We start from the raw sequence: 23,784 nt of genomic DNA, 5'->3' as shown, positions 1-23,784 counted from the left end.
TCCGGTGCACAAGTGGGTATTACGGCTGCAGAATACACGGCGGCACTGCCTGACGAGAGCCTGTCGTGGCTGGTGCTGGACGACCCGGCCGAAGCCGAAAAGATCGGGCAGCGACCGGGCGACCCGGTGACCGATGCGGACCGATGGGGAAAGCTGCGTCTCGGTGGCACCGCCTACGTCATCTACACGTCCGGCTCGACCGGGCGTCCGAAGGGCGTCGAGGTCGCTCATGCGGGCCTGGCGGCCTTGGTGGCCGACCACATTCGGCGTTGCGCCGTCGATGCCGATGCACGCGTCCTCGGTGTCGCGGCGCGGACATTCGACGCGTCGATCCTGGAACTGCTGCTGGCGCTCTCGGGCAGCGCGACCCTGGTGCTCGCACCGCCCGATGTGTACGGCGGGCAGCCCTTGCGGGACCTGCTGCGCGATGCGCGGATCAGTCACGCGTTCATGACACCGTCGGTGGCATTGTCCCTCGACCCGAATGGCCTGGACACCTTGCGGGTGATGCTGACCGGTGGCGATCGGTGTGGGCCGCAGCTGGTTTCACGCTGGTCGGGCACTGATAAGGCAGCCCTGCGCCGGGTACACAACCTGTACGGGCCCGCGGAGGCGACCATCTGGGTGACCGGCGCCGAACTGGCGGCGGGGCGTCCGGTGGGCATCGGCGGCCCGATTCCGGGTGTGGGCGTCGTGGTGCTGGACGGCGGGCTGCGGCCGGCTCCCGTGGGAGTCGTGGGTGAGCTTTGCGTATCGGGTTCCGGTGTGGCACGCGGATACCGGGGCCGCGCGGGATTGACGGCCACGCAGTTCGTGGCCGATCCGTTCGGTGCGCCCGGCGGCCGGTTGTACCGCACCGGCGATCTGGTCCGCTGGGTTGCCGACGAGTCCGGCTCCGGGGTGCTGTCCTTCGTGGGACGGTCCGACCTCCAGGTGAAGGTGCGCGGGCAGCGCCTCGAACTGGGTGAGGTCGAGGCGGCGCTGGCCGGCCTCGACGGTATCGATCAGGCCGTGGTCGTCGTGCACTCGCAAGGTGAGAGTGCCGGTCTGGCCGGGTATGTGGTCGCCCGTCCGGGGAGCGTGCCGGATGCCGAAGAGGTGCGCCTGGCGGTGGCCGAGCGGCTGCCCGGGTTCATGGTGCCCGATGTGGTGATGGTGGTCGGCGAACTGCCGCTGACCGTCAGCGGCAAGGTGGATCGGCGGGCGCTGCCGGAACCGGTGTTCCCGGCCCGGACGTTCCGCGCGCCGTCCACGGCTGTGGAGCAGACCATTGCCGAGACATTCGCCGCCGTACTGGGACTCGAACAGGTCGGGATCGACGACGACTTCTTCGCGCTCGGCGGAGATTCGATCGTGTCCATCCAGGTGGTGGCGAAGGCCCGGGCGCGGGGCGTCGTCTTCGGTCCGCGGGATGTCTTCGAGCAGCGGACCGCGGCGAGACTGGCGGTCTGCGCGACGACCATCGCGGACGGCGACAGCGCTACCGAGCTGACCGAGCTCGCGGGCGGCGGTACCGGGGAGCTGCCGCTGCTGCCGGTAGCGCGATGGATGGTGGAGTGGGGCAAGGGATTCGACCACTTCGAGCAACATGTGGTGCTGCGCCTCCCCGCCGGTGTGCACGAGGCGGATCTGCTCGCGGCGGTGCAGGCCGTACTGGATCGCCACGACATGCTGCGCTCCCGGCTGCGGCGCGATGACTCCGGCGAATGGTCCCTGGCGGTCGATCCCCCGGGCAGCGTCGACGCGGCGGCCGTGGTGCGCCGGTGCGCGGTCGAAGCGGGCGCCGACCGGGTGGCAATGACGACCGCGCAGGTGAAAGAGGCTGTGGCACGCCTGGATCCGTCTGCCGGAGTGATGGTGCAGTTCGTGCGGCTCGATGTGGCCGATCCCGCGGACGCCGACGCGCCGGGTCGGCTGGCAGTGGTCGCGCATCACCTCGCGATCGATGGCGTCTCGTGGCGAATCCTGGTGCCGGACTTGCTGTCCGCGCTGGAACAAGCGCAATCCGGAACAGTGCCGATGCTCGATCCGGTGGGGACATCCGTGCGCCGATGGGCGCACGGCCTCACGACCGCGGCCGCGGAACCTGCGCGGATGCGCGAGCTCGAGATGTGGCAGCGCATGGTGGCGGGCGCGGATCCGGTCTGGGGCGGACGGGAATTGGATCCGGCGATCGATACCGCCGTGACGCTCGACCAGATCACCGTGCAACTGCCCGAATCGGTGACCCGGTCGCTGGTGTCCCGGGTTCCGGCGGCCTTCCACGGCGGCGTCGATGACGGGCTGCTGGCGGGACTCGCAGTGGCGGTACGGATCTGGCGGGCACGGCGCGGACTCGACGAGCCCTCGCTGCTGGTGCGCCTGGAGGGACACGGCCGCGAGGAACAGATCGTGCCCGGGGCGGACCTGTCGCGCACGGTGGGCTGGTTCACCTCGATGTTCCCGGTGCGGCTCGATCTGACCGGGATAGACGTCGACGCGGTGGCGGCAGCGGTGCTGTCGGTGAAGGAAACCCTGCGGTCCATCCCGGACAAGGGCATCGGCTACGGCCTGCTGCGGTATCTCACTCCCGAGACCGCCCGAGCGCTCCCGGATCGGATGCCGGGGCGCATCGGCTTCAACTACCTCGGGCAGCTCGGCGCCGCCGAGGCCGCCGCGAGCGAGGTATTCGACGAATCGGTGGTGCTCACGGATTCCGATATGCCGGTGACGCTCGCCGTGGATATCAGCGCGATCGTGATCGGGGACCGGCTGCGGGCGGGCTTCCGCTTCCCGCGCACGCTGCTCGACGCGGCCGAGGTGGAAGAGCTCGCCGGACTGTGGACCGAGGCACTGACCGCGATTGCCGCGCACGCCGAGACACCCGGCGCGGGCGGACATTCGCCGTCCGACTTCGGTTTGGTGGCCTTGCCGCAAAGCGATGTGACCGCACTCGAACTGGCGTATCCCGCACTGACCGACGTGTGGCCGCTGACCCCGCTGCAGGCCGGAATGCTCTTCCACGCCCGGCTGGCAGGGGCCGCCCAGACGGATGCCTATGTGGCACAGCTGGTCTTGCGCTTGCAGGGCAAGCCGGATACCGAGCGTCTCCGGCGGGCCGCGACCGCTCTACTGGATCGGCACCCCGCGCTGCGGACCGCGTTCACCACCACGGGTAGCGGCTCGAGCGTGGCCGTGGTCTGTGACGATATCGAATTGCCCTGGCAAACCGTAGATCTCACGAACTATCCGCAACCCGAGGCCGCGCTCGCCGAACTGGCCGCCGCGGAGAAAGCGCGCCGCTTCGATCCCGCGGCGCCGCCACTGATCCGATTCACCCTGGCGGAGCTGGGTCCGGACCGCTGTGCCCTGATCCTCACCAACCATCACGTCATCCTCGACGGCTGGTCCTTCCCGCTGCTGATCACGGAGCTGTTCACGCGGTACGCCGGCGGCGAGACCGGCGCTGCGGACGGCTCGTACCGGGACTTCCTGGCGTGGTTGGCATCCCGCGATCGGGACGCGGCGCTGGCGGCGTGGGCCGCGGCCCTCGACGGCGCGGAACCCACCTTGATCGCCGGCGCTCCGGGCGCCGGGGCGGGTGGCGTGGCCGATGAGTGGATCACCGTCGATGAGGCCGGCGCCCGAGAACTGTCGGCAGCTGCCGCCACCGCCGGGGTGACGGTGAACACCGTGCTGCAATCGGCGTGGGCGGTGCTGGTGGCACAGGCGAGCGGCCGGACCGATGTGGTGTTCGGCGCCGCAGTATCGGGCCGCCCTGCCGAATTGCCCGGCGCGGAGCGCACTCTCGGACTGTTCGTGAACACGATCCCGACCCGGGTGCGACTGGACCCGGCCGAGACCGTCGTCCAGCTGTGGGCCCGCATGCACGGCGAACAGGCTTCGCTGCTCGAACATCAGCATGTCGGGCTGACCGATATCCACACGCTCACCGGCAATGACAGCCTGTTCGACACCGTGATGGTGCTCGAGTCGTATCCCCTTGATGCCCAGCACATCCGGCAGGTGACCGGTCAGGGCGAACTGGAGATCACCGGGTTCAGTGCCGACGACTCCACCCACTACCCCCTGACGTGCAGCGTCACCGTGCAGGATGGACTGCGGATTCGACTGCAGTACCGGCCGGAGTTGTTCGACGCGGACACGATCACCGTATTGAGCGAACGCCTCCAGCGGATTCTGCGTGCGATCACCGTCGATCCGGCCATTGCGGTGCGCGATATCGAGGCGTTGTCCGCCGACGAACGACAGCGGCTGCGGCAATGGGGCCACGGCCTCGCCGTGGACGCCTTCCCGGGCGAGGTGACACTGCCCGCTCTGCTGGCGGACGCGGTGACCGCGAATCCGGCCGGCATTGCGGTCGTCGACGGAGATCGCCGGGTCACGTACCGGGAGCTCGATGAACGCTCGAATCGGCTGGCGCGGTATCTGATCGAGCGCGGCGTCGGTGTGGAATCGGTGGAATCGGTGGTCGCGGTGGGCGTGCCGCGATCCCTGGAGTGGGTGCTGGCGGTATGGGCGATTGCCAAGACCGGCGCGGGATTCCTGTCGCTGGATCCGGGTCATCCCCTGGATCGCAATCGGTTCATGTGCACGGATTCGGCTGTGCGGATGGGTATTACGCTGAATGGCTATGCCGCCGCATTGCCGCAGGACGGCATGTCATGGCTGGCGCTCGATGATCCTGCCCTGACGGCGCTGATCGACCGGAATTCCTCGATACCGGTCACGGCTGCGGATCGGCATGCGCCGCTGTATCCGGGCGGAACCGCCTACGTCGTTTACACATCCGGCTCGACGGGACGGCCGAAGGGCGTCGAGGTCACGCACACCGGTCTGGCCGGTGTCTGCGCTGGACAGCGTGAGCGTTTCGGCCCGAGCCGCGATTCCCGCGTGCTGAGTGTGGCCGCTCGCACCTTCGATGCGGCGATTTTCGAACTGCTGCTGGCGATTTCGGGCGCCTCGACGCTCATCGTGGCGCCGCCCGAGGCGTACGGCGGGCAGCCGCTGGCCGACCTCATGCGGGACGAGTCCGTCAGTCACGCGGTCCTCACCCCGAGCGTCGCGGGCGCGCTGAATCCCGAGGGCCTCGACGCCCTCGAGGTGCTGATCGCGGCGGGCGAGGCCTGTCCGCCCGGACTGGTGTCGCGGTGGTCGCGCACCGATACCGCGGCCCGGCGCCGCGTGCACAACCTGTACGGCCCGGCCGAGGCCACCATCTGGGTGACCGGCAGCGCCGAGCTGCGTGCGGGTGACCCGGTCACCATGGGTTCGGTGGTCCCGGGTCTGGATGTGGCGGTACTGGATCCGTGGCTGCGCCCGGTCCCGGCGGGCGTCGCGGGTGAGCTGTACGTATCCGGCGCCGGCGTCGCGCGGGGATACCGGGGCCGCCCGGATCTGACCGCATCGCGATTCGTGGCCGATCCCTTCGGCGGCCCGGGACAGCGGATGTATCGGACCGGCGATCTGGTGCGCTGGCTTGCCGATGAGTCCGGCGCGGACACCGGGGTGCTGGCATTCGTCGGCCGCGCCGACTTCCAGGTGAAGGTGCGCGGGCAGCGACTGGAGCCGGGCGAGGTCGAGGCCGCACTGTGCGATCTGCCGGGCATCGAGCAGGCAGCTGTCATCGTGCTTCGGCGGGACACCGGCGATGCGCGGTTGGTGGGCTATGTGATGGCCGAGCCGGGGCGTGCGCTGGATCCTGTCCAGATCCGGCGGTCGCTGGGCAAGCGCCTGCCCGGCTTCATGGTCCCGGATGTCGTAATGGTGCTCGACGCACTGCCTTTGACGGTGAACGGCAAGATCGACAAGACCGCACTGCCCGAGCCCGCAGCGGTGCGTGCCCTCTACCGGGCGCCGTCGACGCCGCTCGAACAGACGGTGGCCGAGGTATTCGCCGAGGTGCTCGGGGCAGATCGGGTGGGCGCGGACGACGACTTCTTCGTGCTGGGCGGAAACTCGTTGTCGGCCATGCGATTGTCGGCGCGGCTCGCCGAGCGCGCGGACGTCCCGGTGACGGTGCGGGAGGTGTTCGAGGCCTCGTCGGTCGCCGAGCTGGCCGGGCTGCTGGCCGCGGGCACGACGCGCGCCGATGGTCCGCGCCTGGGTGCGCGCCTGCGTCCGGAACGAGTGCCGTTGTCCTTTGCGCAGCAGCGCATGTGGTTCGTGAACCGCTTCGCGCCGGAGTCGGTGGCTTACAGCATTCCCATGGTGCTGGGCCTGCGTGGCGCGCTGAATGTCCCGGCTTTGACCGCCGCTGTATGGGATGTGCTGGCCCGGCACGAGGTACTGCGCACCCGGTATCCGGATGTGGACGGCGTTCCGTTCCAGGTGGTGGTTCCGGCTACCGAGCTGGCCGGGGCGGTTGACGTCGACCTGACACCGCAGCAGGTCGAACGGCACCGACTTTCAGACGAAGTTGCCGCTCTGGTGTCGGCAGGATTCGATGTGGCCGAGCGGGTTCCACTGCGGGCCCGGTTGTTGTCGTCGGGCACGGAGGAGTTCGTGCTCGTGATGGTGGTGCATCACATCAGTGCCGATGGATTCTCCATGGGCCCGCTCGCGCGCGATCTGGCCGCAGCATATGTGGCGCATTGCGCCGGGCAGCAACCGGACTGGGCACCCCTGCCGGTCCAGTATGCGGATTACGCCCTGTGGCAGCGGGAACTGCTCGGCGCGGCTGACGATCCGGAATCGATCCTGTCACAGCAGGTTCAGTACTGGTCAGCGCAATTGCGGTATGTCCCTGAGGTTTTGGAGCTGCCCGCCGACCGGCCGCGCCCGGCGATCGCCTCGCATCACGGATCGACCCACGGCTTCAGTGTGCAGCCCGAAGTCGTCGCCGGGCTGCAGGAGCTGGCGCACCGCTACGGCGTGACCGTCTTCATGGTGTTCCACGCTGCCTTGGCGGTCGTGTTGTCGCGGTTGTCCGGCAGTGACGATATCGCCGTGGGAACGCCGGTGGCCGGGCGTGGCGCGGCCGAGCTGGACGATGTAGTCGGCATGTTCGTCAATACCGTCGTACTCCGTGCACGCGTGGATGAGTCGGTGTCGTTCGCCGAGCTGCTGGCCCAGGTTCGCGATGTGGATCTGGATGCATTCGCACACGCGGAAGTGCCGTTCGAGCAGGTCGTCGAGGCCCTGGATCCGCCGCGCAGTCAGGCGCATCACCCGCTGTTCCAAGTGCTGCTCGCCTTCCACAACCTCGACCCCGCGAGCATCACCCTCCCCGGCATCGAGGTGTCACCGGCCGGCGCCGACACCGGCGTCGAACGCTTCGATCTGACACTGACCCTGACCGACATCCCCGACGAGCACGGGGCAATCCCGGTCGATCTGAGTTATGCCACCGATCTTTTCGACCCGGACACTATCGAGCGCCTCGCCGACCGCCTGCAGCAGGTGCTCCGCACGGCCATCGCCGATCCGGCAATCCCGGTGCGCGACATCGACATCCTCTCGGAAACGGAGGACCGGCTGCTCCGGGAATCGAGCGCCGAGGGCGCCCCCGATATCGCGGGTATGACCCTGCCGGTCCTGCTGGCCGCCGCCGTGGCCGTCCACCCGGCCGGGGACGCGGTCGTCGACGGTGACCGCCGCATCTCCTACCGCGAGCTCGACGAGCAGTCGAATCAGCTGGCGCGCTTCCTGATCGGCTGCGGTGTCGGCCCCGAGTCGGTGCTCGCCATAGCGCTCCCGCGCTCCCTGGAATGGGTGCTCGCGGTCTGGGCGATCACCAAGACCGGCGCCGGATTCCTGTGTCTGGATCCGGCCTATCCGGTCGACCGCAACACCTTCATGTGCGCCGATTCCGGTGCGCGGGTGGGGATCACCGCCGAACGGTATGCGGCGGCCCTGCCGCGCGCAGATATATCCTGGCTGGTCATCGACGATCGCGCCCTCGCGGACCGCATCCGTCAGTTCCCGGACAACCATGTGACGGTGGCGGATCGGCGCGGGACACTGCGCGCCGCCAATACCGCCTATATCGTCTACACCTCGGGTTCGACCGGACGCCCCAAGGGCGTCGAGGTCACTCATGCCGGACTTGCCGCCGTCGCCGCCGCGCATCACAGCCGGTATGCGATCGAGCCCGATTCACGGGTATTGGCCGTGGCCGCACGCACTTTCGACGCGGCCGTGCTGGAAATCCTGATGGCCGTACCGACCGGCGCCGCTCTCGTCATGGCGCCCGACGATGTCTACGGTGGCCAGCCGCTGACCGATCTGATGCGCGATCAGCGCATTACCCACGCCTTCCTCACCCCCTCGGTGGTGTCCTCCATGGACCCGGCGGGACTCGACCGGCTGCGGGTCGTGACGGTCGGCGGTGAACGCTATTCACCGCAGCTCCTGGCACGCTGGTCACGCACCGATGCGGCGGCCGAACGCCGGTTCTTCAATACCTACGGGCCGACCGAGACCACCATCATCGCCATGATCAGCCGTGAGTTGCGGGCCGGCGAGACGCTCACCCTGGGTGCGGGTATCGACGGTATGGGCGTGCTGGTGCTGGATGCCTGGCTGCGCCCGGTACCGGTCGGCGTGGTGGGTGAGCTGTATCTGTCGGGCGCCGGTGTGGCGCGCGGGTATCGCGGGCGGGCGGAGCTGAGCGCCGCCCGGTTCGTCGCGAATCCGCTGGGTACCGCCGGGAGCCGGTTGTATCGGACCGGGGATCTGGTCCGCTGGGTGCTCGACGCATCCGATTCCGGCGCCGGGACGCTGGAATTCGTCGGCCGCGCGGACTTCCAGGTGAAGGTGCGCGGGCAGCGCCTGGAACCGGGGGAGATCGAGGCCGCGCTCTGCGAAACGGGCGGCATCACGCAGGCCGTCGTGATCACCCACGGCTCGGGCGAGAGTGCCGGAGCCGGTGTGCGATTGGTGGCCTACGTCCTCGCCCCGGACGGACGGCCCGTCGATCCGGCGCAGGTCAGGCGTTCACTCGCGGACCGGCTGCCGGGATACATGGTGCCGGACGTGGTGATGGTGCTCGACGAACTGCCCTTGACCAGCAGCGGCAAGGTTGACCGGCGGGCGCTGCCGGAACCGGTGTTCGCGGCCCAGGAGTACCGGGCGCCGGTGACACCGGTGGAAGAGACCGTCGCCGCGGTGTTCGCCGAGGTGCTCGGTCTCGACCGGGTCGGCGCCGACGACGATTTCTTCGCGCTCGGTGGAGATTCGATCGTGTCCATCCAGGTGGTGGCCAAGGCGCGGGCACGTGGTGTGGCCTTCGGCCCGCGCGACGTCTTTGAACAACGCACCGCGGCCCGCCTGGCGATGTGCGCGACGGCCGTTACCGGCGAAGCCGGCGGCTTGGCGGAGCTGGACGGCGGCGGAGTGGGCGCCATGCCGCTGCTGCCTGTGGCGCAATGGATGGTGGAGTGGGGCAAGGGATTCGACCGCTTCGATCAGCATGTGGTGTTGCGCCTCCCGGCCGGTGTCGACGAAGCGGGCCTGGTCGCGGCAATAGCGGCGGTGCTGGATCGCCACGACATGCTGCGCTCCCGGCTGCACCGCGATGCCGCGGGCGAGTGGTCGATGGTGGTCGCCCCCGAGGGTGCAGTAGATGCCGCATCGGTGCTGCACCGCCGCAAGCTCGCCGGTGCCGGTGCCGGTGCCGGTGCGGGTGCTGGTGCCGGTGCGGGTGCTGGTGCCGGTGCGGGTGCTGGTGCTGGTGCCGGTGCTGATACCGATACCGATACTGCGGCAGGCGTGTCCGTTGTGACGGATATCGCTGTTGCGGAACTGGATTCGGCCCTGGATCGGCTGGATCCGACCGGCGGTGTGATGATGCAATTCGCCTGGCTCCATCCGGGCAGCGAAGAGCCCACCGCCGAGATGCCGGGCTGGCTGGTCGTGGCGGCGCATCACCTGGTGATCGACGGCGTCTCCTGGCGAATCGTGCTGCAGGACTTGATGTCCGCGATCGAACAGGTGAAAGCCGGTGCGCTGCCGGTGCTCGCCCCGGTGGGAACGTCGATGCGGCGCTGGTCGCACGGCCTGACAACCGCCGCGGCGGACCGCATGCCGGAACTGGAATTCTGGCAGCGCATGGTGGCCGGCACCGATCCGGTCTGGGGCGGCCGCGAACTCGACCCGGAGCTCGATACCGCCGCCACGCTGGAACAGATCAGCATGCAGCTGCCGGAATCGGTGACGCGGGCGTTGCTGTCGCAGGTGCCCGCCGCGTTCCACGGTGGAGTCGACGACGGCCTGCTGGCGGGTTTGGTGGTGGCCGTGCGGATCTGGCGCGCCCGCCGGGGCGTCGACGACCCGTCGGTGCTGGTGCGCCTCGAAGGCCACGGCCGCGAGGAGCAGGCGCTCGCGGGCGCCGAGCTGTCACGGACGGTCGGTTGGTTCACCTCCATGTTCCCGGTCCGTTTCGACCTGACCGGTATCGACCCCGCCGATGTGGCAGCCGGGGGTGAGGCTGTCGCGCAAGCGGTCTGGGCAGTGAAGGAAACCTTGCGGTCGATCCCGGACAAGGGCATCGGCTACGGCATGCTGCGCTACCTCTGCGCCGAAACCGCGGGGCTGCTGCCGGATCGCATGCCCGGGCGAATCGGATTCAACTACCTGGGCCGCGTCTCGAGCGCCGAGCTCGGAGCGGGCGGCCTGCACGGCGGGCTCGGCGAACTGAGCGCCGCACCGGATCCGGATATGCCGGTCACGGCCGCGGTGGAGGTGAGCGCGATCGTCATCGGGGATCGGCTGCAAGCCGGTTTCCGCTTCCCGTGCAGCCTGCTCGAGCCCACGGCGGTCGAGGAGCTGGCGAACCTGTGGTCCGAGGTACTGACCGCCATCGCCGGCCATGTGCGCACCCCGGGCGCGGGCGGGCATTCACCGTCGGATTTCGGCTTGGTAGAGCTGACCCGATCCGAGGTCGCCGCACTGGATTCGGCCTATCCGCAACTGGCAGATGTCTGGCCGGTCACCGCACTGCAGGCGGGGATGCTCTACCACGCTCAGCTGGCGGACGACGACGCCGACGCGGATGCCTATGTCGCACAGCTGGTTCTGCGGCTGACCGGCGAGCTGGACCTGGGCCGCCTGCGCGTGGCCGCGGCCGCGCTCGTGCGGCGCCACCAGGGCCTGCGGACGGCCTTCACCACCACCGGCCGCGGAGTGAGCGTGGCAGTGCTTTGCGATGAGCTCGAATTGCCTTGGCGAATAGTCGATCTCAGCGGTCACGCCGATCCGGAGAACGGCCTGCGTGAACTCGCCGCAGCCGAGAAGGTGCAACGCTTCGACCTCGCCGCCGCGCCGCTGCTGCGATTCACCGTCGCCCGGCTGGAGATCGATCGCTGGGCGCTGATCCTGACCAATCACCACGTCATCCTCGACGGCTGGTCCTACCCGCTGCTGCTCACCGAACTGTTCACCGGGTATACCGGCGAGCAGCCACGCATCGCGCCCGGCTCGTACCGGGATTTCCTGGCGTGGCTGGCATCCCGCGATCGCGACGCGGCACTGACGGCGTGGGCGGAGGCCCTCGACGGCGCCGAACCCACCTTGATCGGCGGCGGTTCGGATACCGGAACGGTGGCGGATCACTCCATAGCTCTCGACGGTTCCGACACCCGGGCCTTGGTCGCCGCGGCGGCCGGTGCCGGGGTCACGGCCAATACCGTGCTGCAGTCGGCCTGGGCACTCATGGTGGCGCAGTCGACCGGCCGCACCGATGTGGTGTTCGGCGCGACCGTATCCGGTCGTCCCGGCGAACTGCCCGCCGCCCAGCGCACCATCGGCCTGTTCATCAATACGATTCCGGTCCGGGTTCGGTTGGCGCCCACCGAGACCGCCGCCGAACTCTGGGCCCGCATCCACGGCGAACAGGCGGCGCTGCTCGACCACCACCACCTCGGACTGCGCGATATCCACCTGCGCACCGGCACCGACAGCCTCTTCGACACTCTCATGGTGCTCGAGTCGTATCCCGTGGAGTTGCGGCACCTCGAGAACGCGATCGGGCACGGCGGGCTCGCGATCACCGAGGTGCAGGCCGCCGACTCCACCCATTACCCGCTGACCTGCACCGCCATGCTGCAGGACACGCTGCGCATTCGACTCCAGTACCGCACCGAGCTTTTCGATACCGCCGCCATCACCGAATTCGGCGAACGCCTGCGGCAGGTGCTGCGCACGATCGCCCATGATCCCGCCGTGCCGGTGCGCGAACTGGCGACGCTGCCGGCCGAGCAGCACCGGCTCGTACACGACTGGGGGTGCGGCGAGGCGATTGCCGATGCGGTGACACTGCCCCAGTTGCTGGCCGCGGCCGTGGCGGCGAATCCGGACGGGGTCGCCGCGCTGGAAGGCGACCGGCGGCTCACCTACCGAGAGCTCGACGAGGAATCGAACCGATTGGCGCGGTGCCTGATCGGGCGCGGCGCCGGTCCGGAATCGGTGGTCGCGGTGGGCATGCCGCGATCGCTGGACTGGGTGCGTTCGGTATGGGCCATTGCCAAGACCGGCGCCGCCTTCGTATCGGTGGATCCGGCGCATCCGCTGGACCGCAATCGGTTCGTGTGCGGCGATTCCGGTGCGCGACTGGGGATCACCGCGCAGCAGTACGGTGCCGGACTGCTGCGCGGTGTGTCCTGGCTGATGCTGGATGATCCGGAACTCGCAATGCAGGTCTCGCGAGCGCCGCACACGCCGGTGACCGACGCCGACCGGTGCGGCGTACTGCGCCCGGCCAATACCGCGTATGTCATCTACACCTCCGGTTCCACCGGAAGGCCCAAGGGCGTCGAGGTCAGCCACGCGGGGTTGGCCGCGGCGGTGGCCGATCACCGGCGGTTCTGCGCGGCCGGACCGGATTCCCGCGTGCTGGCCGTGGCCGCACGTACCTTCGACGCGGCGATCCTGGAGCTGCTGCTGGCCCTCTCCGGCAGTGCCACGCTGGTGATCGCGCCCGCGGATGTCTATGGTGGACAACCGCTCTGGGAGTTGCTGCGTGACCAGCGGGTCAGTCATGCGTTCCTGACTCCGTCGGTGGCCCTGTCACTGGAGCCCGCCGGGCTCGACGATCTGCGGCTGGTCCTGACCGGTGGTGATCGATGCGGCCCGCAACTGGTGGCGCGCTGGTCGGGCACCGACACCGCGGGCTTGCGCCGCGTACGCAATATGTACGGTCCCGCGGAGGCGACGATCTGGGTCACCGGCACCGAACTGGCGCCGGGGCGACCGGTGGCCATCGGCGGCCCGATCGCGGGTGTCACCGCTGCGGTGCTGGATCCCTGGTTGCGTCCGGTGCCGGTCGGAGTCGTGGGTGAGCTGTACGTATCGGGTTCCGGTGTGGCCCGGGGTTATCGGGGCCGATCCGGGCCGACGGCCGCGGCGTTCGTGGCGGATCCGCTCGGCACACCGGGAGCGCGGCTGTACCGCACCGGCGACCTGGTGCGCTGGCAGGAGGACGAAACCACCCCGGGCGCAGGCGTACTGGTATTCGTGGGCCGCGCCGACCTCCAAGTGAAGGTGCGCGGGCAGCGGCTCGAACTGGGCGAGGTCGAGACCGCCTTGACCGGGCTGACGGACATCGCACAAGCCGTCGCCGCCGTACACCACCCGGAGAGCGGCGGTGTGCGACTGGTGGGTTACGTCGTCGCCGAGCCGGGATGCGCGCTCGATCCCGAGACGGTGCGGCGATCGGTCGCCGAGCAGCTGCCCGGCTTCATGGTGCCGGACGTGATCATGGTGCTCGCCGAGATGCCGCTGAGCACCAGCGGGAAGGTGGACCGGCGGGCACTGCCGGAACCGGTCTTCCCCGCTCAGGAGTACCGCGCGCCTTCGACGCCGGCCGAGCAGCTCATTGCCGGGGTGTTCGCCGAGGTCCTCGACGCGGACAAGGTCGGCGTCGACGACGACTTCTTCGCCCTGGGCGGCGATTCGATCGTCTCGATCCAGGTGGTGGCGCGGGCCCGCGCGCTGGGAGTGGCGTTCGGTCCGCGGGATGTCTTCGAGCAGCGGACCGCGGCGCGACTCGCGGTGGTCGCCGGATCGGCCGATGCCGAAATCGACGGTGCGATAGCCGAATTGCCCGGTGGCGGAGTCGGAGAGCTGCCGCTGCTGCCGGTGGCGCAGTGGATGGTGGAGTGGGGCAAGGGATTCAGGCGGTTCGATCAGCATGTGGTGCTGCGCCTCCCGGCTGGAGTCGGCGCGGCGGAGCTGATCGCGGCGCTGCAGGCGCTGCTGGATCGCCACGACATGCTGCGCTCGCGGCTGCGGCACAGTGAGTCCGGAGCCTGGTCGCTGCTCGTCGAGCCGCCGGGCAGCGTCGACGCGGCGGCAGTCCTGCAACGGCGGGTAGTCGAAGCCACGGATATCAACGCTGACCGTGGAACTGCGGTTGAGGCTGCTGCTGACTGTGGAACTGCGGTTGAGGCTGCTGCTGACTGTGGAACTGCGGTTGAGGCTGCTGCTGACCGTGGAACTGCGGTTGAGGCTGCTGCTGACCGTCGGACCGTGGCTGAGATCGCGACGGCCGAACTGGATGCGGCGATGAACCGCCTCGATCCGGCCGGCGGCGTGATGGTGCAGTTCGTCTGGCTGGAACCCGCGGATGGCGTGCAGGGCTGGCTGGAAGTGGTGGCGCACCACCTGGTCGTCGACGGTGTGTCGTGGCGAATCCTGCTGCCGGACTTGCTGTCCGCGCTGGAACAGGCGAAGGCCGGGACGGCGCCGGTATTGGCTCCGGTCGGGACATCGATGCGCAGGTGGGCGCACGGCTTGGCCACCGCGGCGCCGGAGCGGATGCACGAACTGCCACTGTGGCAGCGAATGGTCGACGGCCCCGACCCGAGTTTGGGTGGGCGAGAACTGGATCCGGCGATCGACACCGCCGCGACCCTCGAACGCGTGGCGATCGAGTTGCCGGAAGCTGTTACCCGGGCCCTCATCTCACGGGTCCCGGCCGTCTTCCACGGTGGCGTCAATGACGGCCTGCTGGCCGGTCTGGCCATGGCGGTACGCATCTGGCGAGCACGCCGCGGGCTCGACGAGTCGTCGGTGCTGGTGCGCCTGGAAGGCCACGGCCGCGAGGACCAGGTGATCGGCGCGGAGCTGTCACGGACGGTGGGCTGGTTCACCTCGATGTTCCCGGTGCGCTTCGACCTCGACCTGGCCGGTGTCGGTGTCGGTGTCGATATCGAGGACACCGACGCCTGGGTGGCGGCCGCGGTGCGCTCGGTGAAGGAGACCCTGCGGTCGATCTCGGACAAGGGCATCGGATACGGCATGCTGCGCTACCTCCACGCCGAAACGGCCGCGCTGCTGCCGGATCGGATGCCGGGACGCATCGGGTTCAACTACCTGGGGCGGGTCTCGGAGGCGGCCGGCGGTCTGGACGGCGGGCTTGGCGAACTGGCCGTGGCGGCCGACCCGGACACCCCGGTGACCCTCGCCTTGGATGTCAGCGCCATCGTGATCGACGACCGGTTGCAGGCCGGATTCCGGTTCCCGCGCACGCTGCTGGACCGCGACGAGGTCGAGGAACTGGCGACGCTCTGGTCGCAGTCGCTCACCGCCATCGCCGAGTACGCCGAAATACCCGGCACGGGTGGGCATTCCCCGTCGGACTTCGGTCTGGTGGCACTGACCCAATCGGATATCACCGTCCTCGAACAGCGTCACCCGCGGTTGGTCGACGTGTGGCCGCTGACTCCTTTGCAGGCCGGACTGCTGTTCCACGCCCGGTTGGCCGCGGGCACGGACGCCGACGTGTACACCGCCCAGGTCGTCGTGCGCGTCAACGGTGACCTGGATCCGCAGCGCCTGCACCGCGCTGCCGCCGCAGTGCTGGACCGGCACGAGGGGCTGCGCACCGCATTCGACACCACGGCAGCCGGCGTCAGCGTGGCAGTGCTCTGTGCAAGCGTCGAATTGCCCTGGCAGGTCGTCGATCTGACCGAGCGGCCCGATCCTGAAACGGCCCTGGCCGAGCTCGCCGCCGCCGAGCAGGACCGCCGGTTCGACCTGGCCGTGCCGCCGCTGCTGCGGTACACGGTCGCCGCGCTGGGCGCCGGCCGATGGGCGCTGATCCTGACCAACCATCACGTCATCCTCGACGGCTGGTCCCTGCCACTGTTGGTAACAGACCTCTTCAACCGGTACGGCGGCGGAGTGGAGATGGCGGCCGGATCGTATCGAGACTTCCTGGCGTGGCTGGAAACTCGCGACCGGAATGCAGCGCGAGCGGCGTGGGCCGGGGCCTTGGTCGGTGCCGAACCCACCCTGCTCGCTGGCCCCGCTGGCCCCGCTGGCCCCGCTGGCCCGGATGCGGGTGTCGGCGCGGTCGTGGATCGGTCCCTCACGATCGAGAGCGCCGAAACCCGGGCGCTGCTGGCCGCGGCGGCCGCCGCCGGGGTGACGGTGAATACCGTGCTGCAGTCGGTCTGGGCGATGGTGCTCGCACGGACGAGCGGCCGGAACGATGTGGTGTTCGGTACCACTGTTTCCGGGCGTCCGGCCGAATTGCCCGGCGCCGAGCGGACTATCGGCCTGTTCGTCAATACCATCCCGACCCGCGTGCGTTTCGACCCCACTGAATCCGTCAGTGAACTGTGGGCGCGCATCCACGATGAGCAGGCCCGGCTGCTGGACCACCACCACCTCGGCCTGACCGATATCCACGCACTCACCGGTGGCGACAACCTGTTCGACACGCTCATGGTGTTCGAGTCGTATCCCGTTGACGTCCAGCACATTCGGCACATCACCGGCGCCGGGGAGCTGGAACTCGCCGGGATCACCGGCGCCGACTCCACCCACTATCCGCTGTCCTGCACCGTCATCCTGCAGGAGTCGTTGCGCATCCGGCTGCAGTACCGGCCCGACCTCTTCGACGCGGCGACCATCGAGACGCTCGGCGAGCGGCTGCGGCTGGCGCTGGCGGCGGTCACCGCCGATATCGCCGCGCCGGTGCGGGATCTCGATGTGCTGTCCGCGCCGGAACGGCGGTTACTGCTCGAGGAATGGGGCGGCAACAAGCAGGTCCGGCCGCTCCCCGGAGTCACGGTGACCGCGGGCGGCGTCACCCTGCCGGAGTTGCTGGCAGCCGCGGTCGCCAATAACCCCGACGGCAATGCGGTCGTCGAACGGGACCGGCGCATCACCTATCGAGAGCTCGACGAACACTCGAACCGGTTGGCGCGGCACCTGATCGACTGCGGTGTGGGCCCGGAATCGCTGGTGGCCCTCGCGCTGCCGCGGTCGCTGGAATGGGTGCTGGCCGTGTGGGCCGTCACCAAGGCCGGCGCGGCCTTCCTGCCGGTGGACCCGGCACACCCGGCGGATCGGAACCGGTTCATGTGCACCGATTCCGGTGTGCGAGTAGGGATCACGATGGACCGGTACACGGCCGACCTGCCGGATCGGGAGGTGTCGTGGGTGCTCCTCGACCACCCCGGGGTGGGTGCGCAGGTCCGGCAACGGCCGCACACCGCCGTGACCGATGCCGATCGGCGTGGCCCGCTGCGCGCGAGCAATGCCGCCTACGTCATCTACACGTCCGGGTCGACCGGCCTCCCGAAGGGGGTGGAGGTACCGCATGCCGGACTCGTCGCGGTGGCGGCCGAACAGTCGTATCGCTATGCGGTGAAGGCGGATTCACGGGTGCTCAGCGCCGCCGCGCGGACCTTCGACCTCGCGGTGCTGGAACTCCTGCTGGTCGTCCCCGCCGGCGCGGTACTGATCCTGGCCCCCGAGGACGTGTACGGCGGACCGCGCTTGGCCGAGTTCATGCGGGACCGGCGCATCAGCCACGCGAGCATAACGCCGAGTGTGGCCGCCACGCTGGATCCGGCCGGGCTCGACGAGCTGACCGTACTGATCGTGGCGGGCGAGGCCTGCCCGCCCGCACAGGTCGCGCGCTGGTCGCGCACCGACACCGTGAGCGCCCGCGGCTTCTTCAACACTTACGGGCCGACCGAGGTCACCATCATCATGTCGATCAGTCCCGCACTGCGCGTGGGCGATCCGGTCTCGCTGGGCGCACCCGTTCCGGGCATGGGCGCATCGGTGCTGGATTCCTGGCTGCGACCGGTGGGCGTCGGAGTGGTGGGCGAACTGTACGTGTCGGGTCCCGGCGTGACCCGCGGATACCGGGGCCGGGCGGGGCTGACCGCCGCCCGGTTCGTCGCGGATCCGTACGGGGCGCCCGGCAGCCGGCTGTATCGCACCGGAGACCTGGTGCGCTGGATCCTCGACGCCTCCGGCACCGGCATCCTGCTGTTCGTGGGGCGGTCGGACTTCCAGGTGAAGGTGCGCGGACAGCGACTGGAACTCGGCGAAGTCGAGACCGCGCTCACCGATCTGGACGGGATCGAACACGCCGTGGTCGTCGTGCACCACGGCGACGCCGACGACGCGGCCGGCGGCGGTGTGCGTTTGGTGGGCTACGTGGTGGCCGGGACGGGACACGTACTGGATCCGGCGCAGGTGCGGCGGTCGGTGGGCGAGCGCCTGCCGGGCTTCATGGTGCCGGATGTGGTGGTGCTCGACCAACTGCCATTGACGAGCAGTGGCAAGGTGAACCGGGCCGCGCTGCCGGAGCCGGTGACAGCGCATGCGAGTTACCGCGTGCCCTCGACGTCGGCCGAACAGCTGGTGGCCGGTGTTTTCGCCGAAGTGCTGGGCGTGGAAAGGGTCGGCGTCGACGACGACTTCTTCGGGCTCGGCGGCAATTCACTGTCGGCGACACGACTTTCGGCACGATTGGCCGAAGGCTCGGGCGTCTCCGTGGGCGTGCGAGACGTGTTCGAAGCCTCGGCGGTCGGCGCGCTCGCGAGGTTGCTCGCGGCACGGCTCGAGAAATCGGCTGGGGCGCAGGCAGTTCCGGTTCCGCAGCTGGCTGCGCGGGTGCGTCCCGAACGGGTGCCGCTCTCCTTCGCGCAACAGCGGATGTGGTTCGTGAACCGGCTGGCGCCGCAATCCGTGGCGTACAGCATCCCGTTGGTGCTGCGCCTGCGCGGCCGCGTGGACACCGCCGCCCTCGCGGCGGCGATGTGGGACGTGCTGGCTCGGCACGAGGTGCTGCGGACCCGGTATCCGGATGTGGACGGCGTGCCGTTCCAGCTGGTGGTGCCGGTCCCGGCGCCGGCGGGCGCGGTGGATGTGGATCTGATGCCGCAGCCGGTGCCGGCCGCCGGAATCGCCGATGCGATAGCCGCCGTGGTGGCCGCGGGATTCGATGTGGCCGCGCGAGTGCCGTTGCGCGCAAGGCTGTTGTCGGTGCGGCCGGATGAGTTCGTGCTGGTGCTCGTGGTGCACCACATCGGCGCGGACGGGTTCTCGATGGGCCCGCTGGCCCGGGATCTGGCCGCGGCTTACGCCGCCAGGTGCGCCGGGCAGCAACCGGATCTGCCGCCGCTGCCGGTGCAGTATGCGGATTACGCCCTGTGGCAGCGGGAATTGCTCGGTTCCGCCGAGGATCCGGCGTCCATGCTGTCGCGGCAGCTCGGCTACTGGACCGCGCAATTGCGGGAACTGCCCGAGGTGCTGGAGCTGCCGGCTGATCGGCCGCGTCCGGCGGTCGCCTCGCATCGCGGGGCAATGCTCGGCTGCACGGTGGACGCGGCCACGGTCCACGGACTGCAGGCCATTGCCCGTGCACAGGGCGTGACAGTGTTCATGGTCTTCCATGCCGCGCTGGCGATCGTGCTGTCGCGCCTGTCCGGCAGCACCGATATCGCGGTCGGGACACCGGTGGCCGGGCGCGGATCGGCCCTGCTGGACGACCTGGTCGGCATGTTCGTCAATACGGTGGTGCTGCGGACGCGGATCGACGAGTCGGTGTCATTCGCCGAATTCCTCGCCGGTGTGCGGAGCGTGGACCTGGAGGCGTTCGCGCAGGCCGAGATTCCGTTCGAGCAGGTCGTCGAAGTGCTGGATCCGCCGCGCAGTCAGGCGCATCACCCGTTGTTCCAGGTGATGCTGGCCTTCCACAATCTCGATGAGGCCGGTTTGACACTGCCCGGCATCGAAGTGACCGCGGCGGGCGCCGATACCGGCGTCGAACGCTTCGACCTCACCCTCACACTGACCGACGAACCCGATGCGAACGGCGCCATGCCGGTCGGAATCAGTTACGCCACCGAGCTTTTCGACGCAGCTACGATCGAGGCCTTCGCCGGGCGGCTGTGCGCCGTACTGCGCACGGTGGCGGCCGATCCCGAGGTACCGGTACGGCACATCGATGTGGTGCCGGAGCGGCAGCGGCTGCTCGCCGAATGGGGCCGGTGCAACGAAGCGGCGGCCTTCGAAGCGGTGACGCTGCCGGGACTGCTGGCCGCTGCGGTCGCGGCGAATCCCGAGGGCGACGCGGTGGTCGACGGGGCGCGGCGGGTCTCGTACCGCGAACTGGATGCCGCCTCGAACCGGTTGGCGCGCAGGCTGATCGAGCGGGGCGCGGTACCGGAGTCGGTGGTGGCCGTGGGCGTACCGCGGTCGCTCGAGTGGGTGCTGTCGGTCTGGGCCGTCGCCAAGACCGGCGCTGCCTTCGTCTCGGTGGATCCCGCGCATCCGCTGGATCGCAACAGCCTCGTATGCGTTGATTCCGGTGCACGAGTGGGGATCACCTCGGCGCGGCACCGTGACGCGCTGCCGGTCGAAGGCACATCGTGGCTGGTGCTCGACGATTCGGCAGTTGCGGCACGGATCGAGCAGTGCTCGCCGGAACCGGTGACCGATGCCGACCGCAATGCGCCTGTGCGCGTGAGCAATACCGCGTACGTCGTCTACACGTCGGGTTCGACCGGACGTCCGAAGGGCGTCGAGGTCACGCACGCGGGTTTGGCGGCGGTGGCATCCGATCACGAGTATCGCTGTGCGGCGGAACCGGATTCACGGGTACTGGCGGTCGCGGCACGCACCTTCGATGCCGCGATTCTGGAATTGCTGCTGGCCACCCAGGCCGGCTCCGCGCTGGTGATCGCTCCTCCGGACGTCTACGGCGGGCAGCCGCTATGGGAGTTGTTGCGGGGACAGCGGATCAGCCACGCATTCCTGACCCCGTCGGTTGCGTTGTCACTCGAGCCGGACGGTCTGGATACGTTGCAGGTGGTGCTGACCGGCGGCGATCGGTGTGGGGCGCAGCTGGTTTCGCGCTGGTCGGGCACCGACGCCGCGGGCAGCCGCCGGGTGCACAACCTGTACGGGCCCGCGGAAGCGACGATCTGGGTGACGGGTGCGGAACCGGCGCCCGGACAGCCGGTGGGGATCGGCGCTCCCATCGCGGGAGCGCGCGTCGCGGTACTGGATGCGTGGCTGCGCCCGGTGCCGATGGGCGCCGTGGGCGAGCTGTATGTGTCGGGTTCCGGTGTGGCACGCGGATATCGGGAGCAGGCGGGGCTGACCGCGGCCCGGTTCATTGCGAATCCGTTCGGGTCCGCGGGGGAGCGGTTGTATCGCACCGGGGACCTGGTGCGGTGGACGGCCGATGATGCGGAGTCCGATACCGGCACTCTGATGTTCGTGGGCCGCGCGGACTTCCAGGTGAAGGTGCGTGGGCAGCGACTGGAGCTGGGTGAGGTCGAGGCTGCGCTGGGTGATCTGGAAGGAGTCGATCAGGCCGTCGTCGTCGTGCACCAGGACGCCGGTGACGGCCCGGAGCCGGCCGGCGTGCGGTTGGCGGCGTATGTCGTGGCCGCTACGGACTGCTCGGTGGATCCGGTGCAGCTCAGGCGAGCTGTCGCGGAACGCCTGCCCGCATACATGGTTCCGGATGCGGTGATGGTGCTCGGCGCATTGCCATTGACCGCCACCGGAAAGGTGGACCGGCGGGCGCTGCCCGAGCCGGTGTTCCCGGCACAGGTGTACCGCGCCCCCGAGACGCCGCTCGAACAGCTCGTCGCCACGGTATTCGCCGAGGTGCTGGGCGTGGACCGGGTCGGCGCCGACGACGACTTCTTCGCGCTCGGCGGAAACTCGCTCACCGCAGTGCAAGTCGTCTCCCTGATCCGATCCCGGACCGGCAGTCAACTGCCGCCCAGCCGATTGTTCTCGGACGCGACACCGGCGGCGCTGGCACAGACCCTGGACGGCGGGCCGGACGCCATGAACATTTCACTCGGTGTACTCACGCCACTGCGGTCCGCGGGCAGCCGGCCGCCGGTGTTCTGCGTGCATCCGGGTGGCGGCCTGGCTTGGGTGTACGGCTCCCTGGTCGGACACCTCGATCCCGATCGCCCGGTCTACGGCCTGCAGGATCCGTACATCGTCGCCGACGAGTCCCGGCTGGAATCGGTCGGCGCCTATGCCGATCGGTACGTCCGCGAGATCCTGGAACAGTTCCCGGACACCACCTACCACCTGGTGGGCTGGTCGCTGGGTGGTCAGATCGCCCATGCGATGGCCGTGCGCCTGCAGGAGCTGGGCCATCGAGTCGGCCTGCTGGCCCTCGTCGACGCCACTCCCGAAACCGGTGCGGTGGATACCGCGGAGCCCGAGCAGCGGGACGTCCTCGAGGTCGTCGGCCGCATCCTCGGCGGGTGGCGGAATGTCCTGGACGGGGCCGAGATGCCCGACATCGAGAATCTGGACGACTTCTACGCCTTGCTCTCCGATCGGCTCGCGAGTGCGGAAGTGCTTGCACCCCAACAGGTCGAGCGGGTGCTCGAAAGCTTCTCGCACCCGCTGCCGTACGAGCCCGGCCGGTTCGCCGGCGACGCGGTGCTGTTCACGTCCACCCGGGAAGCAGGCCGGGACCGATTCGCGGAAGCCTGGCGTGCCCACATCACGGGCCGGGTCGAGGAGATCCCGATCGACGAATGGCATACCGGAATGCTGAACGCCGACAAGGCCGCCGAGATCGGGCCGATCCTGGAGCGCTGCTTGCAGAACTACCAGAACAGCCAGAGTGGGCAGAGCGGCCGGAATGGCTCAGCGCACCAGCTCGAGTAGGGCGGTCGCGTCGGCGAGAGAGGACTTGTCCCATGCGCCGGGCGGCGTGATGAGGGCGTGCTGGATCCCCAGTTCCTCGAGCGTGTGCAGGTGCTCGGCGACGGGTGCGACGCCGTCGGTGAAGTCGACCGTGGTCACCACGGTCTTCTCGATCTCGGCGGGGTCGCGCCCGATGTCCTCGCAATGGCTGCGCAGGACCTCCAGCTTGCGAGTGAGGTTGTCGGCGTAGCCGGCGCCGGGCAGATCGAACAGATTGCAGGCGTCGGCGTAGCGGGCGACCAAGCGCAGCGTCACCTTCTCGCCGCTGCCGCCGATGAGGATCGGCGGGTGCGGGCGGCGCACCGAGTTCGGTGAGTTCAGCAGGCGTTCCAGTCGGTAATGCTTGCCATGGAACGGTGATTCGTCACCGGCCCACATCCGATGGGCGATCTGCAGGGTCTCCTCCAGTTGCTCGAAGCGATCGGCCAAGCGCGGGAACGGAATTCCCAGCCCCTCGGCCTCGAAGACGGGTCCCGGTCCACCCGGCACCGGATCGAACGGCGCACCCGCCCCGATACCGAAATACATGCGCCCGCCGCTGAGTACGTCGAGCGTGGTGACGGTCTTGATCAGCACACCCGGATGCCGGTAGGCGACCGAGCCGACCATCGCCCCGAGCGCGATCCGCCGGGTGATGCCCGCCAGGAACCCGAGCGTCGAATAGGCCTCGGGCATAGGCGATTCCGGCGGCGCGCCGGAGACCCGGATCTGGAAGAAGTGGTCCATCACCCACAGGCTGTCGAAGCCGGTCTCATCGGCGGTGCGCGCGATGTCGGTGATGGTGGCGCCCAGTTCCCCGGTGGGGATGGGCCAGGAGAAGTTGGTGAGTCCGATTCCGAGCTTCAT

At 69.4% G+C, this 23,784-nt stretch carries 2 protein-coding genes (1 of these 2 running past the window's edge); one reads left to right on the top strand and one right to left on the bottom strand.

The window, feature by feature from the left end:
* Positions 1 to 22,899, top strand: the 3' portion of a protein-coding gene (locus ACIP5Y_RS11955; RefSeq protein ID WP_400349781.1) for a non-ribosomal peptide synthase/polyketide synthase. It extends 5,820 nt beyond the left edge of the window; only the last 22,899 of its 28,719 coding nucleotides appear in the window; the start codon falls outside the window, past its left edge; the stop codon is at positions 22,897 to 22,899.
* Here the strand turns inward: ACIP5Y_RS11955 and ACIP5Y_RS11950 are convergent.
* Positions 22,879 to 23,784: an LLM class F420-dependent oxidoreductase gene (locus ACIP5Y_RS11950; RefSeq protein WP_400349780.1), complete on the bottom strand. Its 906-nt coding sequence runs from the start codon at positions 23,782 to 23,784 to the stop codon at positions 22,879 to 22,881. The genes ACIP5Y_RS11955 and ACIP5Y_RS11950 overlap by 21 nt on opposite strands.

The sequence above is a fragment of the Nocardia sp. NPDC088792 genome (assembly GCF_044750615.1).
Lineage (GTDB): Bacteria > Actinomycetota > Actinomycetes > Mycobacteriales > Mycobacteriaceae > Nocardia.
This window is presented reverse-complemented; position numbering and strand designations above follow the sequence as displayed.